This window comes from Candidatus Syntrophosphaera sp. (genome assembly GCA_019429425.1).
Lineage (GTDB): Bacteria > Cloacimonadota > Cloacimonadia > Cloacimonadales > Cloacimonadaceae > Syntrophosphaera.
Window position 1 is genome coordinate 31,128 of sequence record JAHYIU010000008.1, and the last position, 17,632, is coordinate 48,759.

The 17,632-nt window shown below is 55.7% G+C and carries 8 protein-coding genes; 7 read left to right on the plus strand and 1 reads right to left on the minus strand.

Going from position 1 to position 17,632, the window contains the following annotated elements:
* The first annotated feature begins 4 nt into the window (after positions 1-4).
* The 7 genes from K0B87_01830 to K0B87_01860 all read left to right on the plus strand — a co-directional run bounded on the left by K0B87_01830 (position 5) and on the right by K0B87_01860 (position 16,486).
* On the plus strand, positions 5-2,215 hold the full coding sequence (locus K0B87_01830) for a T9SS type A sorting domain-containing protein (protein MBW6513475.1): 2,211 nt from the start codon (positions 5-7) through the stop codon (positions 2,213-2,215).
* A gap of 267 nt (positions 2,216-2,482) precedes the next feature.
* Positions 2,483-4,639: a T9SS type A sorting domain-containing protein gene (locus K0B87_01835; GenBank protein MBW6513476.1), complete on the plus strand. Its 2,157-nt coding sequence runs from the start codon at positions 2,483-2,485 to the stop codon at positions 4,637-4,639.
* Between the two features lie 299 nt (positions 4,640-4,938).
* Complete coding sequence (locus K0B87_01840) at positions 4,939-7,122, plus strand: T9SS type A sorting domain-containing protein (GenBank protein ID MBW6513477.1); 2,184 nt, start codon at positions 4,939-4,941, stop codon at positions 7,120-7,122.
* 295 nt (positions 7,123-7,417) lie between these two features.
* Positions 7,418-9,169, plus strand: coding sequence for an ABC transporter ATP-binding protein/permease (locus K0B87_01845; protein ID MBW6513478.1), 1,752 nt, complete (start codon positions 7,418-7,420; stop codon positions 9,167-9,169).
* A complete protein-coding gene (locus K0B87_01850) occupies positions 9,166-11,334 on the plus strand; it encodes an ABC transporter ATP-binding protein/permease (GenBank protein MBW6513479.1) in 2,169 nt (722 codons plus the stop codon). Before K0B87_01845 ends, K0B87_01850 begins: the two co-directional genes overlap by 4 nt.
* Positions 11,335-11,503: 169 nt before the next feature.
* Positions 11,504-14,320 carry a choice-of-anchor J domain-containing protein gene (locus K0B87_01855; protein ID MBW6513480.1) on the plus strand — a complete coding sequence of 939 codons (2,817 nt, stop codon included), beginning with the start codon at positions 11,504-11,506 and terminating at the stop codon, positions 14,318-14,320.
* Between the two features lie 384 nt (positions 14,321-14,704).
* On the plus strand, positions 14,705-16,486 hold the full coding sequence (locus K0B87_01860) for a peptidylprolyl isomerase (GenBank protein ID MBW6513481.1): 1,782 nt from the start codon (positions 14,705-14,707) through the stop codon (positions 16,484-16,486).
* Positions 16,487-16,594: 108 nt separating this feature from the next.
* On the opposite strand, the gene K0B87_01865 is transcribed toward K0B87_01860, so the two are convergent.
* The coding region (locus K0B87_01865) for a M23 family metallopeptidase (GenBank protein ID MBW6513482.1) at positions 16,595-17,632 on the minus strand (1,038 nt) is incomplete at its 5' end.

A 17,632-nucleotide genomic window follows, 5' to 3' on the forward strand; every position in this document is an offset into this window, starting at 1 on the left:
AAAAATGAAAAAAATCCTATTGGTAGTATTAACGCTCAGCCTGCTGCTGACTTTCGCTTTCGCGAAGGAAATGCAGGTTGGAACAAACAAGAAACCCATCGACACACCTGCCCTGGGTGCCGACAGAACTCCTGTCGAACCCCTGAACTACAATGCAGGCCAAACCCGTGAAGTACCGGAATACACTTTCACCAAACTGCCCACTGCCATCATCACGAACTATTACGATTATATGATCGGCAGCTACAACGGTTTGCCCCTGAGAGTGATCCCGGATGTCGCCGGGGGCGGATATTTCATGACCTATCATGGACGCCGCCAGGCCACCGCGACCCGTCGCGCCTTCTACACCTACATTGACCCGGCCGGAAACATCGTCAACAACAACGAGATCACCAGCGTGCAGAACCACGAGGGTTATACCACTGTTGCCGTCGACCCGGTTTCCGGAAAGCCAATCTATGCCTGGCATGCCAATGCCGACACTGATGGCGAACTGGAAGTTCAGGTGACATCAGACGCCTTCATCGCCGGTATTGCCGGTCTGTTCAACGATGTCCAGGTTGCCATCGACAATCCTTATACCCTGACCGCGCCTGACGGAACGGTCACGAACCTGAATGAGTTCATCTGGCCCACCGCCCAGATCGGCCCCTCCCCAGTTGCCGGAAAAAGAAGGGTCTATCTGGCTGCCAGGAACTCCGAGTCACAGACCTACGGACCCTCAGAAAACCTCTTGATCGCCTACGCGGATTTTGATGGTGACGAAATCGAGATGGGTACTCCCCTGGTCTGGAATCACATTTCCATTCCCGAAATGAACCAATGGAACGTCGATGCCGAATGGCGCCGCCCCTTCCATAGCCTCACCACGGATAACGCCGGCAATCTCTATTATGCCGGCTACCACTTTGCCACAACTCCCGATGCTTCTGAAAACATCAGGGAGCATGACCTGGACGTGTTCGTCTGCCCCAACTATGGTCAGGGCACCTGGACCCGCCTCCATGATTTCAGTTGGATCCCAACCTGGAATCCTCCGGGACAGCCTGGTGGAACCGGTTATTTCATTGGTGATGGCGATATCGCTTACCCCGATACATCGCTTACCTGGGCCATAGCCAACTCTTCCCATATAAATGCCGGAGTGGATAGCTACGGCAGAATCCACGTTCTTGGTTCCTGGGCCATGTCCACCAAGGAAGGCGGTTATTGGCCGGATTATCAGAACATCAAGGAATTCGTCTTTGATCCAGCCACCCAGGAATTCTACGTGAAGGAAGTCTATCCCCAGAAGGATCCCAGCGATACCGTCAACCAGACCTTCACACCCTGGGACATGGAAGCTCCCTGGGGCGAGGCGGAGTATGTGCTTGCCGACGACAATGAATATTACCTGGGCATAGCCTTCACCGGTCATCCCGGCAAAATGTGGCCCTTCCCGCACTGGGATACGACCGCCCACGGCGATGCAATGATGTTCCACTACAACAACACCAAGGTATCCGATGCCAACGATCACGGCATGATGGTCGCGGTATGGCAGAATTCCCAGCGTGCCCGCTGGTTCAACTACAATTCCGACACGGATTATTCAGCCTTCGCGAACACCCCTGAACTGATGATCTCCGTCAGCCCCGATAACGGCGCTACCTGGAGCCAGCCGATCAACCTGAATAATGTGGAAACTCCTGAATTCAGCGGAATCAAGCCCATGTGGGTCTATCCCGCCGACAAGGTGCTCTTCACTGGCATGCAAGGCCAGAACAAGGTCGGAAAGATCGGTTTCATGTTCTACAACGATTTCACCTGGGGCTCCAATGCCATCACTCCTTCCTATCATCCCACCCCGGACGGCGGAGAAGTGATGTTCATGGAAATGCAGATCGTGTTCCCGGTCGGTGATGTGTCCAATTCGGACAATTCCACCCCCGCGGTAACGAAGATGCTCCACCAGAACTATCCCAACCCCTTCAACCCTGAAACCACCATCAGCTTTGACATGCCCGCCTCCGGCCATGCCAACCTTTCCGTCTACAACGTGAAAGGCCAGCTGGTCAAGACCCTCGTCAACGAAAACCTGGGCTTCGGCAGGCAGAGCTTCGTATGGAACGGCACCGACAACAACGGACAGGCCGTCACCAGCGGACTCTACTTCTATCGCCTGACCGCAGGCGGCAGTGTCGAAACCAATAGAATGATGCTGATGAAATAGGTCCGTACAGACCTGTCAATCAATCATAAACATGGGATGACCTTAATGGTCATCCCTTTTTTTGTGCGCTGCCAAGAGTTCAAACCACCAACTTTCTGCTTGACATAAACTTCCTGTTCAAAATGATTAAAATCATAGTGGATCTTATTCAAATATCGCTAGACAAAGTTCACATCAGCGCGGCCATGTTTACGCGAGTTTTACATGCCAAGCCGTAATTGGGCTTCCGCACAAACAACGAACTTAATAAAGTAAAGGGAGATTGTTATGAAACGTGTCTTAATCTTAGTTATGGTGCTGCTGCCGGTTCTGATACTGGCGGGGAGCATGCAGCCCGGCCCTCAGAAAACAGCCTGGGAATCAACCCAAGGCAGGCCAATTCCGCCCGCCCGCGAGGACCCGCCTGACTACATTTTCACCAAAATGCCCACCTCCATCATAACCAATTACTACGATTACATGATCGGCAGCTACAACAGCCTGCCCCTGAGGGTGATCCCGGATGTTGCGGGTGGAGGATATTTTATGGCCTACCACGGACGCCGTCAGGCCACAGCTACTCGCAGGGTGTTTTACAGCTATCTCGATCCCGCGGGGAACATCATCAACAACAACGAGATCACCAGCGTGCAAAACCATGAAGGTTTCGCCGGCATAGCCGTCGATCCGGTATCCGGAAAACCAATGTACGCCTGGCATGCCAATGCCGATGACGACGCCAATCTGGAGACCCAGTTCACCTCCGATGCCTTCATAGCCGGCATCGCGGGGCTCTTTAACGACATCGTGCTGGTTGCCGATGCCCCCACCACTATCACCCCTCCCAACGGGCCTGCGACTACAGACAATGAATTCATCTGGCCGGCTGTGGAGATCGGCCCTTCCCCGGTGGCCGGAAAGCGCCGCGTCTATGTGGCAATGCGCAATTATGTGTCCCATGCCATTAGCGGGAATCCGATCGAGAATTACTATATTGCCTTTGCGGATTTCAACGCAGACGAAATCGAAATGGGAACTCCCCTGGTTTGGGACCATATCACCATTCCGGAACAGGATGCCTGGAATCACGATACTCTTGAGGGACGGCGTCCTTCCGGTACTATCGTGGCCGATAACGCTGGAAACCTGTACTGGGCAGGGCACCACTTTGCCTATGACACCGATTCGAACACGATAGTCGAAGAAGACATGGATGTTTTCGTCTGCCCCAATTATGGCCAGGGCACTTGGGTGCGGTATAGCGAATACAGCAATCTACCGTCCTGGAATCCGGCCGGAACCCCAGGCGGAACCGGATACTTTGTGGATGACAACTCACTGCCCTATCCCGATAATGAACTCTACTGGGCCATTGTCAATTCGGGGCACATGAATGCCGTGATCGATAACCTGGGCAAGATCCATGTTCCCAGCACCTGGGGCCACTCCGTCGTGGAAGGATATTGGCAGGCTTTCCAGTACGTCAAGGAATTCGTGTTCGATCCCGCCACCTTCGAATTTGAAGTGCGCGAGATCTATCCGCAGAAATCTCCGGACGACACTTATAACCAGTGGTTCACTCCCTGGGACGTGGAAGCGCCCTGGGGCGAGCCAGAGTATTATCTGGCCGACGACAACAACTACTATTTGAATCCTGTCACGACCTGGCCTTTCCCGCATTGGGACACCACGGCCCACGGCGACCTGATGTTGTTCCATTACAACGGGATAAAACTTTCCCAGCCCAACGACGAAGGCATGATGGTCGCGGTTTGGCAGGACGCCATGCGCGCCCGCTGGTTCAATTATTATGCCGACACTGACTACTCGGCCTACGGCAACACTCCGGAGATCATGATCTCCGCCAGCCCGGATAATGGCAATACCTGGAGCGAGCCGATCAACCTCAACAACGTGGAAACGCCTGAACTCGCTGGGATCAAACCCATGTATGTCTATCCCGCGGACAAAGTGATCTACACCGGCATGCAGGGCGACAACAAGGTCGGCAAGATAGGTGTCATGTTCTACAATGATTTCACCTGGGGCTCAAATGTCAACGCCCCTGCCTACCATCCCACCCCGGATGGAGGAGAAACGATGTTCATGGAACTGCAGATCGTTTTCCCGGTGGGAGTCGCCAATGACGACAGCACAGTTCCCACGATTGCGAGAATGCTGCTGCAGAACTATCCCAACCCCTTCAATCCGGAAACTACGATCGGTTTTGACCTGCCCCAGGCTGGCAAGACCAATCTTTCCATCTACAACGTGAAAGGCCAGCTGGTGAAAACCCTGGTCGATGGCGACCTCGGTTTCGGTCGCCACAGCGTTGTCTGGAACGGCACCGACAACGGGGGAAACAGCGTTTCCAGCGGCCTCTATTTCTATCGCCTGAGCTCAGGCGGACACACAGAAAGCCGCAGGATGATGCTGCTCAAATAACGGGAGATTTAACCCCAATAAACATAGGGATGGCCACATCGGCCATCCCTTTTTTGCACTCGATTAAACATCGCACTGATGTGGCCGAGTTTCTGCTTGACAATTATTCTGGAATCGGCATAAGTAAAACCAACTTGAATATCGGCGATTCTGCCGAACGGTCAGGATTCGACTAATGAGCTTAAATATCTCTGCCGGTAGATCTTGGCAGGTTATTACGGCATCTTGTTTATGAGGTTTCAGTGCGCGAAGGCGTCTCTGAGCATATAAAAAACACAAAACAAACCAAGGAGTGAGTTATGAAAATGATTTTTATTTTCACACTGCTGCTGGCGTTGCTGCCCGCGATCGTCTGCGCGGAATCCCAACTGCCAGGCTTGCAGGCAAGTCCCAAGGCAACGCCGCAGGGAAGGCCCATCCCAGTTTTTCGGGATGCGCCGGCCTACACTTTCACCAAACTGCCCACTGCCATCATCACCAATTACTACGACTACATGATCGGCAGTTACAATGAGATGCCCCTGGCTGTCATACCCCAATCCGCCGGCGGCGGATATTTCATGACCTATCATGGTCGCCGCCAGGCTACTTCGACCCGCAGGGTGTTCTATTCATATCTTGATCCCGCTGGCAACGTGATCAACAATAACGAGATCACCAGCGTGCAAAACCATGAGGGTTTCCCCGGCCTGGCCATCGACCCGGTATCCGGAAAGCCAATGTACGCCTGGCACGCCGACGCCGATGACGATCCCGCCCTGGAAACCCAATTCACTTCAGACGCCTTCATTGCCGGGATCGCCGGGCTCTTCAACGATGTCGTGCTCGTTTCCGACGGGCCTCTGGATATCACTGCGCCCGACGGGACCACAAGCTCGGACAACGAATTCATCTGGCCCTCGGTGGTGGTTGGCCCCTCGCCCGTTGCAGACAAAAGGCGGGTCTATGTGGGCATGCGCAACCGGGTATCGCACGCCATCAACGGAAGCCCCAGCGAAAACATTTACATCGCCTATGCCGATTTCAACGGCGACGATTTTGAGATGGGAACTCCGCTGTCCTGGACCCACATCACCATCCCCGACCAGGATGCCTGGAATCATGACACAACTGCGCTCAGACGCCCTGCCGGAGCCATTGCCGCGGACGATGCTGGAAACCTCTACTGGGCAGGTCATCACTCAGCCTGGGATTCCAATGACAATTTTCTCCGTGAACCCAACATGAATGTCTGGGTATCGCCGAACTACGGACAGGGAGATTGGGTCCGCTATGTTGGCGATGCCGACCTGGCCACCTGGAATCCTGAATCCACGCCTTCCGATACCACAGGCTATTACACGGATTCGGACAACGGCGACATTCCCTACGGGGACAACGAGATCTTCTTTGGCATCATCAATTCCGGCCATATCAACACCGTCATCGACAATTACGGCAGGATCCACCAACCCAGCACCTGGTCCCTCAGAACTTACAATGGGTATTATTATCCCGCTTTGCAGTACATTAAGGAGTGGGTCTACAATCCGGCTTCCCACGAATTTGAGGTTCGCGAGATCTATCCCCAGAAACATCCCGATGACAACCACAATACATGTTTCACCCCCTGGGACATGGAAGCTCCTTGGGGCGAAGTAGATGAATACAATTATGACGCCGCCTATACGCCCCCCTACTGGCCTGTGATCTTCACTGCCTGGCCTTTCCCCCACTGGGACCAGACCGCCCACTCGGATGCCATGATGTTCCATTACAATGGGATCAAACTTTCCGAGCCAAATGACCAAGGCATGATGGTTTGCGTCTGGCAGGATTCCGAGCGCGCCAGATGGTTCAACTATTATTCCGATGCCGACTACTCCGCCTTTACCAATACCCCTGAGATCTGGATCGCGGTCAGCCCGGACAACGGCAACACCTGGAGCGAACCGATCATCATCAACAACGTGGAAACTCCAGAGTTTGCTGGCATCATCCCGATGTATGTGTATCCAGCAGACCAAGTGATCTTCGCCGGCATGCAGGGTGTCAACAAAGTCGGCAAGATCGGGATCATGTTCTACAATGATTTCACCTGGGGCTCGAATGTCAATGCCCCCGCCTACCATCCCACCCCTGACGGCGGTGAGGTGATGTTCATGGAACTGCAGATCGTATTCCCCGAAGGAAACACTTCAAATTCAGACACTTCCATGCCAGCAGTTTCGAACATGCTGCTGCAGAACTTCCCCAATCCCTTCAATCCTGAAACTACGATCGGTTTTGACCTGCCCCAGGCTGGCAAGACCAATCTTTCCATCTACAATGTCAAAGGCCAGTTGGTGAAAACCCTGGTCGATGGCGACCTGGGCTTCGGCCGCCACAGCTATCTCTGGAACGGCACCGACAACGGCGGAAACAGCGTTTCCAGCGGCCTCTACTTCTATCGCCTGAGCTCAGGCGGCCACACAGAAAGCCGCAGGATGATGCTGCTCAAATAACGGGAAATATACCCAATAACCATAGGGATGGCCACAAAGGCCATCCCTATTTTCTGCTGACAATTTGAACCTGCACCAACATTCCACTGAAACATGTTGCGTCCATTAATCCACTAACCACATAATCCGTCCCACCCCCGCCGATGCTTGCGGTGGCACATTTCCATTGACAAAATCCCCGCCTGCCAAATATTGGCTTGTTGTCGCGATATATGTCAAAGAAAGGCGGGACAAGCGCCTGAGGGGCGGCAAGAACCCCTTTCCTTGGCGGCGAACGAAAATTTTGGGAGACCCGATGCGGACCTTTGATGCCATCCTTCCCTATCTGAAGAAGAGTTATGGCAAGATAGCCTGGGGCATTGTGATGCTGATCCTGGTGGACATCGTGCAGTTGATCACACCGCGTGTGATGCAATACGCCATCGACAGCATCCAGGAGCGCCGGATAGACCAGGCGGGCTTGGTCTGGATCGGTCTGATCATCTTCGGTCTGGCGATCGCGGTGATGGTGCTGCGCTATTTCTGGCGGATCCTGATCATCGGCAATTCCTTCCGGATCGAAAAGTTTTTGCGCCAGGATTTTTACAACCACCTGCTGCGCCTTTCCCAGAATTTCTTCAACCGCAGCAAGACCGGCGACCTGATGGCCTACGCCACCAACGACCTGAACGCGGTGCGGATGCTCTTTGGGATGGGCTTGATCGCGGCGATGGACATCGTTTTGATGACGATCGCCTCCTTCTCTTTCATGGGCGCGATCAACTGGCGCCTGACCGCGCTGGCCGTGATCCCGATGCCCATCCTCTCCTTCACCATCGGCTACTTCGGCAAAAAGATGCATAAAAGCTTCGCCCGGGTGCAGAAAAGCTTCGCCACCCTCAGCGGACGAATCCAGGAAAGCATCTCCGGCATCCGCATCGTCAAGGCCTTCGTGCAGGAGCAGCCAGAGCTGGATAAGGTGGACGAGGTCTCGCTGGACTATGTGAAGCAAAACATCGCGATGGCCAGGATCGCCGGCTTTTTCCATCCCTTCATGGGCTTCGTGATCAGCATTTCGATGATCATCACCCTCTATTTCGGAGGCCGCGCGACCATCCGGGGCGACATCACGATCGGGGAATTCATCGCTTTCTTCCAATACCTGGGCATGCTGGTCTGGCCAATGATCGCCATCGGCTGGATCGTGGACATGTATCAGCGCGGGACCGCCTCGCTGAAGCGCCTGAACGAGATCTTTGACGTACAGCCGGAGATCGACGACTCGCAGGCCGACCCCTCGATCACAGCCATCCAGGGCAGGATCGAGATCCGCAACCTCAGTTTCCGCTACGCCCCCGACCTGCCCCTCATCTTTAAAGGTATCAGCACCCGCATCGACGACGGCAAGACCCTGGCCGTGGTTGGCCCCACCGGCTGCGGCAAGACCACCCTGATCGAGCTTTTGGTGCGCATCTACGATCCGCCTAAAGGCAGCATCCTGATCGATGGCCACGAATTGCACCGCGTTCCGCTGAACGTTCTGCGCCGCGACATGGTGCTCGTGCCCCAGGACATCTTCCTCTTTTCGGACACGATCTCCAACAACATCCGCCTGGGCAGCCCGGAAACTTCGACCGAAGAGGTTTATGAGGCCGCCAAAGTGGCACAGGTATATGACGAGGTGATGGAGTTCGAGCAGAAATTCGACACCCTGATCGGCGAACGGGGAGTGACCCTCTCCGGCGGCCAGAAACAGCGTGTGGCGATTGCTAGGGCTTTGCTGACCAATCCCGAGATCCTGATCCTGGACGACGCCCTCTCCGCCGTGGACACCAAAACGGAACGCCAGATCCTGGAAAACCTGATCCAGCTCCGCCAGGGCAAAACGACCATCATCATCGCCCACCGCATCTCCTCCATCCAGCACGCGGACCACATCATCGTGCTGGGCGACGGCGTCATCACCGAACGCGGCTCCCACGCCGAACTTTTGAAGCTGGGCGGCCTCTACCACGATCTCTATGAGAAACAGCGCATCCGCGCCCGCCTGGAAGGGGAGGAGCTATGAATTTCGGCGGCGGCGGACCCGGAGCCAGGGGCGGTTTCACAGAAGACGACATCAAGGGCAAGGTCTATGACAAGCGCCTCTATGGCAGACTGCTACGCTATCTGAAGCCCTACCTCAAATGGGTAATCATCTCCTTCCTGATCCTGATGTTGGTGGCCGGGGCCGAATTGGTCCAGCCCCTCATCCAGCGCAGCGCCATTGACGACTATATTGTTTCGGACAAGACCATTGCCGTGTTCGACCAGGAGGCTGAGGTCGACGCCTTCCTGGCCAAATACGAGCTGCTGAAGATCAAAAAATACTCCCACGGCGGCAGGTATTTCCTGATTATCTCCGCCCGCGACCAGAACCGCATCGACCGGCCAGACATCCTGGACCTGGAAGCCAGAGGCGTCATTGGCGGAGGCAAGGTGTTCCTGATCGTGGAAAAGGATTCCAACCTCGCCATCCTGGGCAAATACCTGCAGGAAAACACCGCACCCCAGGGCCGCATTGACGGCCTCGGTGGCTGGTTCAGAGTGGGAAAGGGGCAGATCGCGGTACAGCGGGAAAGCCTGAACCGGATCCCCGGCGCCGAGCGCCTCCAGGTGCGCAGTGAAGCAGCCCACAACCTCATCTGGCTGGCCCTGGCCTTTCTGCTGATCAGCATCATCCGCTTCGCGGCGGGTTATTCCCAGCAGGTGATGACCACCATCTATTCCCAAAAAGCGATGAACGACCTGCGCCATGACGTCTTTGCCCACATGCAGAGAATGCCGGTGAATTACTTCGACAAAAATCCCGTGGGCAGGCTGGTAACCCGCGTCACCAACGACATCCGCGCCATCGATGAAATGCTGGCCTCGGGGGTTATCACCTTGTTCCAGGACGTGATCCTGATCATCGCGATCGTGATTTTGATGCTGGTGCTGAACTGGAGGCTGGCTTTGGTGAGCTTCGCCATCCTGCCTCTCGTGGTTTGGGTGATCAGGGAATTCCGCAAACGCACGCGGGTGATCTACCGCGAAGTGCGCAAATACCTGGCTTCGCTGAACGCCACTTTGGCCGAGCATATCAGCGGACAGAAGATCATCCAGCTCTTCAACCAGTATTTCCACAAACGGCAGGAATTCTCGGACATCAACCAGAAATACTACCTCACCTCGATCCGGCAGATGAGGCTGTTCGCCTTTTTCCGCCCCATAATTCACGTCAGCTCCCAGATCGCGGTGGCCTTCATCATCTGGTACGGCGGCGGGCAGATCCTGCGCAACGCCATCACCATCGGGCTCCTGATGGCCTTCACCCAGTATATCTCCAAGCTATTCCAGCCGATCAACGACTTTTCCGAAAAATTCAACATCCTGCAAGGCGCTTTGGCCGGCGCCGAACGCATCTTCGACCTGATGGATCAGGAACCGGACGACTACCGCGAGGAATTGGCAACCAATAGAAAGCTCGAGGGAGAGATCGAGTTTGACCACGTCTGGCTGGCCTACAATACTGGGGAATGGGTGCTCAAAGACGTCAGTTTCAAGATCCGGCCCGGAGAAAGGATCGCCCTGGTTGGCCACACCGGCAGCGGCAAAACCTCGATCGTGAACCTCATCCTGGGCATGTACCCCTACCAGCGGGGGGAGATCCTGCTGGATGGAAAAACCTTGAAGCAATACGCCCTCAGAGACCTGCGCTCAAACGTGGGCATCGTGCAGCAGGATGTCTTCATCTTCAGCGGCAACATCCGGGACAACATCGCCCTGAACAACAAACAGCTCAGCGACGAACAGATCCTGCAAGTGTCCAAATATGTGAACGCGGACAAATTCATCTGCCGCCTGCCGGAGAAATATGACGAACCGGTGATGGAACGGGGCGCCACCCTTTCCACCGGCCAGAGGCAGCTCATCGCCTTCGCCCGGGTGCTGGCTTACGACCCCTCCATCTTCATTCTCGACGAGGCCACCTCCAATATCGACACCGAAACCGAGATCCTGATCCAGGACGCCCTCAAAAAGATCATCCAGAACCGCACTTCGATCATCATCGCCCATCGCCTCTCCACGATCCAACACGCGGACCGCATCCTGGTCCTGCACAAGGGCGAGATAGTCGAGGAAGGCTCGCATTTTGAGCTTCTGGACAAGCAGGGCCTCTATTACGACCTTTACCGACTGCAATACTCATAAGCAAGCCCAAGCTAAAGCATGAAAGCAGGTTGAGACGGGGACTCCGGGTTCCCTCCCGGTTTTGGAAAGCGCCGCTCGCGCCCATTATGAAAAAACCTGTTGACAAAATCAAGCTATCCAGACAGTTAGAAATTATAAAATACTATCTCTTGATTCATAAGGAGGATCAATGAAAAAAAGATGGCTGATCATATTAGCCCTGACAATCGTCACAGCCATGTTTGCTAACGGTACGCTAAATCGCTACGAAGTTATAGCATGGCAGGAAGATTTCGAAAGCGGAGCCACGGGTTGGACCCATTTCGACGGCTCCGTGCCCCCCAACAACTGGCACATCTACGACAACGGAGATGCCCAGGGCAACGTCTGGTGGATGGGAGACCCCGCTCTCGCCTCCGGAGCCAATATCGGCGGTTACTATGACCACCAGTATTTGGTTTTGGACACCCCGGCACGCACCCTGTCTGCCGCGAACGCGACCCTGACCTTCAAGCTGCGTTATAACCTCGAGGACCCCGCCGGCGCCACGGCACCCTACAATGGCTGGGATTCCGCGAACGTCCGCATTTCCACTGATGGCGGAACCACCTGGACTCCGATCAACGGGACTCCCGCCTACACCTTCACTTCGTCCTACGCCTTTGGCTTCGAGCATGGCGAAGGCCCGAACATCCCTGCCTGGGGCGGCGTTCTGCTGACCTGGACCAACGCAACTTTCGACCTCAGCGCCTACATCGGCCAAAGCGTCAAGATCCGCTTCGCCTTTGCCTCCGATCCTGCTTACAGCACGGGCGACAACCTCGCGATGTTCGGCATAATGGTCGACGACATCGCCTTCGGCGGATACAGCAACAACGGCGTCGATGATGGACAGATGACCTGGAGCAGCATGGTCCCGGTCGGCGGAGACATCTGGCATGTAGCCACCGATCCTGCCGCTCCGTCACCCACCCACATCATGAAATGCCAAAACGCCCAGGGAACCTACAACATCAACATGATGAACTACCTGGTCAGCCCTCCCATCCAGCTACCCACATCCGGCGACATCCGCGCGGACTTCATGATCACGGGCAGCTTCACCGATCCCAACACCTTCCCCGAGGTTGATTACTTCGGCTGGGAGATCTCACCCAACGCTGGCGTGACCTGGTATGCGATGAGCAATCCCTACGGCAGTGCCACCGGCACAAATTACGTCTATTCTGATGCTCCGGATACCTGGATGTCCATGGTCGGCGCCTATTCACTGGACGGCTTAATCTCCGACTATGCCGGCGAAACCATCCAACTCCGCTGGTACTTCAAATCCGATGACGACACGCCCCAGGGCATCGGCATCATGATCGACGATGTGGTCATCTACAACGATGTCTTCATCGCGCCTCCGGAAAACCTCACAGCCACGGTCAACGGCTCCAACGTCATCCTGAACTGGGTTGCTCCCGGTGGTGGTGGCGGCGGCGGAGAAGAAGGCTGGTTGCACTATGACGGCGAAAACTCCGGAAATTCCATCGGCACCAACGCCGCAGCGGATTTCTCTGTTGCCGCCAAATGGGATCCCTTGGGCGACAACGGGATCAGCCCCTGGGTCGGAATGAACATCACCAAGTTCCGCATTTATCCTGGTGAGCCCACCACCATGTGCGAATACACCCTGCGCATCTGGACCGGGGCCGCGGGTAACATCGCCTATGAACAGGCCATCACGCCTGTCTCCGACCAATGGAACGAGATCATTCTCACCACACCCTACACCATTCCCTCCGGAACCCAGATCATGGCAGGATACCGCGTCAACACCACCGGCGGCTATCCCGCTGGCTGCGATGACGGACCAGTGGTCGAAGGTTATGGCAACATGATGTATTGGCAAAACTCCTGGACAACCCTCACCGCCCTGAACGCCGCTCTCACCTACAACTGGAACATCCGCATCTACGTGGAGGACGCGGACGGGCGCGAGTATGAGATCACCGGAAATTATCCGCAGGAAATCCACGAGTTCAGCGACGCCACCATCGGCGAAAGCGGTGCCACCACCCTCACCCGCGACGTCAGCAACTACAAGGTCTACCGCGATGGGGTCCAGATCGACCTGATCGCTGGAAACCTGCTCACCTATACGGACATGAACGTGGACGGCGGCCTCCATACCTACTATCTGACCGCCATGTACGGCGCCAACGAATCCACTGCCTCCAACACGGTTGCGGCTTTCGTGATGCCCGCAATGCACGCCGAACTCTTCCATGACGACGGCACCGCCGAGCAGGGCTACAACGTCGGTTCCACCAGCCAGATGGCCGTGAAACACAGCTACAACCAGCAGGTCACAGTGAAGTATGCCAAAGTCTTTGTGCATACCGTGGGAACTGCCGGCATCATCATCCGCGTCTACGATAACGACGGCGCCGACGGCATGCCCGGCACCCAGCTTGCGCAATATCAGTATCCCGCTGCCTCCGTGGTGGAAGGCTGGAACTGGATCTCCCTGCCTGCTGATATCATCGTTTCCGACGGCGAATTCTATCTCGGCATCCTGGAGACCACCAACGCATCCGCCATCGGCCTCGATACATCCAGTAACGGCTACAGCTACACCCGCGCGTCAACAACCACACCGTGGGCGCCTCTGACCATGGGTGAGATCATGCTGCGCGCCATCGTGGAATACGGAACCTCCAACGACGATCCGATGGTCCCCGTCTACACACTGGACGCCAACAACTACCCGAATCCCTTCAACCCTGAAACCACCATCGCTTTCAGCGTTCCCAGCTCCGGACCCGCCAACCTGAAGATCTACAATCTGAAGGGCCAGCTTGTCCGCACCCTGGTGGACGATATCCGCGAGGCCGGCCAATACAGCGTTGTTTGGAATGGCAAAGACGACAACCACAGCAACGTTTCCAGCGGCCTGTACTTCTACCGCCTCACCAGTGACGGCAAGACGGTCACCCGCAAGATGCTGCTGGCCAAATAAGCCAAGAACCTGAGCCACAGGCTCGGAATGATCATAGGGAGTGGCCCTCGCGGCCACTCCTTTTTTATCTGCCCTGTCCACAGTGATGCAGGTTTTGGGTCGCTTTCAGACACAAAAGATGCCAGCGCCATTCCCGCTGATATTTTCCTGAAATCCAGCCTGTCCGTTTCGCGCACGTATCCCGCCCGATTCCCGCCCGCTTGGCGGGCATCCGGCAGGAAACGTCCGGGAAACGAACCTTCGGCATATAAGGGCGAATTCATCAGGCTTTGCCGTCCGGTTCAGGTTGTAAGCCCGACTTTTTGGTTGACGGTTTTCCGGAGCCGATATTTTGGGAATGAAGGGTTATTTTCCCTCAGAACACAACATATCAGGAGTTTTTTCATGAAACGCTGCCTGCTCATACTGCTCTTGCTCGGCGCCTTGCTCTGGGCCGAAAAGCCCAGCCCCAAGGCCGTGATCGGCAAAATCGACGACAAGATCTACACCTATTCCGAATACGAGAGGATTTTGGCCAACTACTTCGACTACTACCGCAAACAGCAATCGACGCCCCTCACCGACGAGGACAAGGCCAGGTTGAACGACCAATGCTGGAATGAACTTGTGGGCCGCTACATCTACGACAAGGCCATCAAGGCCGGCAAGGTGAGGATCACGAACCAGGAGCTGCTGGCCGAGGCCAAGAAAAATCCTCCTGCCGCTGTCAAACAGATCAAAGACCTGCAAAAGAACGGCCGCTTCGACCAGAAAACCTACGAACAGGCCCTCTCGGAATCCCCGGATTTCCGCAGCGCCGTGCTCGACGAAGTGCGTTCCCTCTATCAGTTTAACAAGCTTTTAAACGCGATCAAGGCTGAAGTCGACGCCGATGAGGATAGCGTCCGGACCGCCTGGATGCAAGACCAGGAGAGGATCGACGCCAGAATCATCTTCTTTGACGCGAACAAGATGACCTCGGTCAACGCCACGGACGAGGAAGCGCGAGAGTATTACGAGGGACGCATCGAGGAATACCGCAAGGACAACTTGCGCAGGCTGCACTACGTCCGCTTCGCCAAGGTGCCCAGCCACGCTGATTCCAGCGCGGTGAGGGACAGCGTGATGCAGCTTTACCGGGAGCTGAAGGACGGGGCAGATTTCGCTGAACTGGCCCGCGAACGCTCTCAGGATCCTGGTTCCGGAGCCAACGGAGGTGACCTCGGTTGGTTTGGACGGGGCAGGATGGTCCCGGTGTTCGAAGAAACAGCTTTCAACACTCCAGTGGGGGAGATTGCCGAGCCGGTGCTTTCGCAATTTGGCTGGCACATCATCCAGACCACGGACCGGCGGGAAACCGAGTCCGGGGATGAGGTCTCCGCGCGGCATATCCTGCTCCGCATCGAACCCGGCCGCGAGACCCAACAGCTGATGAAGACCCAAAGCGTCCAACTCCACGGACTGGCAAGTGAAAAGGGCCTGGTCGAGGCAGCGGCGGAAATGGGCTTGAATGTGCAGGAAACACCTCCCTTCCAGGAACAGGACGGTTTCATCCGCGAGATCGGCAGGGACGCCAATCTGATCAGTTTTGCCTTTTCCAATCCAGAAGGCGCGGTGGCGGACATCAATTACGCCCCCAGTGGGGACATTCTGGTCTGCGCAGTTTCGGCTGTGATCCCCACCTACTACACCCCCTTCGAAGAGGAACAAAGCAGGATTCAAAGCGCCGCTACACGCTCCAAACGCGGATTCTACATGAACAGCTACGTGCAAAACTTCGTCCGCAACCTCAGCCCGGAACAATACCTGATCTGGGCCGAGCGCGATAGCATCACGGTGATCGAGATATCCAACCACAAAAAGGGTGAACCCATCACCTCCATCGGCAAACAGGATGAACTGGACGAGTTACTCTTCTCCACTCCGGAAGGGAGCTTCGGTCCGCTGGTCAGCGAAAACATGCGCTGGTTCCTGGCCCGGGTGGACAGGCACACTTTGCCTGATATGGCGATCTGGGAACAGGAGAAAAAGAAACTAATCCAAACTGCCCGCGACGAACTCAAGCAAAAACACCTCAACGACTGGTATTACAAGGAATATCAAAAAGTGAGCATCATCGACAACCGTGCGGATTATTACGACCTGAGTTCTACCCGGAAGACCCAGCAGATCCAGTTGGGCGGATGATCTGGGCTGCCAAGAGTGATGAGTTGAGAGTTAAGAGTTAAGAGTTAAGAGTTAAGAGTTAAGGGTTAAGAGTTAAGAGTTGGGCCGGCTCAGTTCAACTAATAACTCTCAACTCTTAACAACAGTCTCCGCGCCTGACCCTGTCCTGACAGTCACAGCTTCGAAAACCGCCATCTGCTCGCGTATCGCCTGCATCTGCTTTGTGAATTTGACCATCTGGCTGGCATTGAGTTTCTCCGCCCCGACCATTCTCAACTGGCTGGGGTTGATGTACTTGTTTCCGCTCAGCAGGCCGAAATGCAAGTGGGAGCCGGTGCTTCGCCCCGTGCTGCCGACCTTACCGATCACCTGCCCGCGCGAGACCTTCTGGCCTCCGCGCACCCGCATCGAACTCAGGTGGGCGTATTGCGTCACCAACCCGCTGCTGTGCCTGATCCGGATCTCGTTGCCCCAACCGCCGCTGTAACGAGCGCTGATGACTGTGCCGTTGGCGACCGCGTAGACCGGTGTGCCGTGGCGGGCGCGGTAATCCACGCCCTGGTGCTGGCGCCAGTGACCGTAAAAGGGATCTATCCTGCGTCCGAACTTGGAGATCACATGAATGGAGGAGAGGGGATAACCGACCCCGGTGATGCTGTTGCTTTTACCCTCGACGGTGTATAGTCCGGAAAGAACGGATTTTTCGGCGGGGTCCTCATAGCGGAAAAGCTCGTGTTTGCCGGTTTGAATGCCGGTGTAGGAGACGTAGAGGATCTTGCTGCCGGAAAGCTTTCGTCCCTCGAAGATGCGTTCCTGGAGGAATATGCTGAAGGTGTCGCCGTTCTTGGCGTCGCGGGGGAAATTGATGTCGGCTTCCAGACCATTGTTGACCTGCTGTTTTTCAGCTGGTGCCAGGCCCGCAGCCAACAGCGAGGAATCCATCGTGCCCTTGAGCTTTCCGGTCAGGATCCGCAGCCTGGTCTCCACCGGCAGTTGCTCCAGATTGTAGGCCAGGGAATCGTCCTGGGCAGTAAAGACGTGCCTTGCGGTCGGCTCCTGCACGAAGACCAGCCTGGAGATCCTTTCCCCGTCAGGCGTGAGCTCGATCTTGAGGGTGTCGCCGGGTTGAATGGTGGTTACGTCCACAAAATTGCCGAAATGAAAGGA

Coding starts and splice junctions, on each gene's coding strand:
- K0B87_01830 (MBW6513475.1), top strand. CDS start 5: ATGAAAAAAATCCTATTGGTAGTATTAACGCTCAGCCTGCTGCTGACT.
- K0B87_01835 (MBW6513476.1), top strand. CDS start 2,483: ATGAAACGTGTCTTAATCTTAGTTATGGTGCTGCTGCCGGTTCTGATA.
- K0B87_01840 (MBW6513477.1), top strand. CDS start 4,939: ATGAAAATGATTTTTATTTTCACACTGCTGCTGGCGTTGCTGCCCGCG.
- K0B87_01845 (MBW6513478.1), top strand. CDS start 7,418: ATGCGGACCTTTGATGCCATCCTTCCCTATCTGAAGAAGAGTTATGGC.
- K0B87_01850 (MBW6513479.1), top strand. CDS start 9,166: ATGAATTTCGGCGGCGGCGGACCCGGAGCCAGGGGCGGTTTCACAGAA.
- K0B87_01855 (MBW6513480.1), top strand. CDS start 11,504: ATGAAAAAAAGATGGCTGATCATATTAGCCCTGACAATCGTCACAGCC.
- K0B87_01860 (MBW6513481.1), top strand. CDS start 14,705: ATGAAACGCTGCCTGCTCATACTGCTCTTGCTCGGCGCCTTGCTCTGG.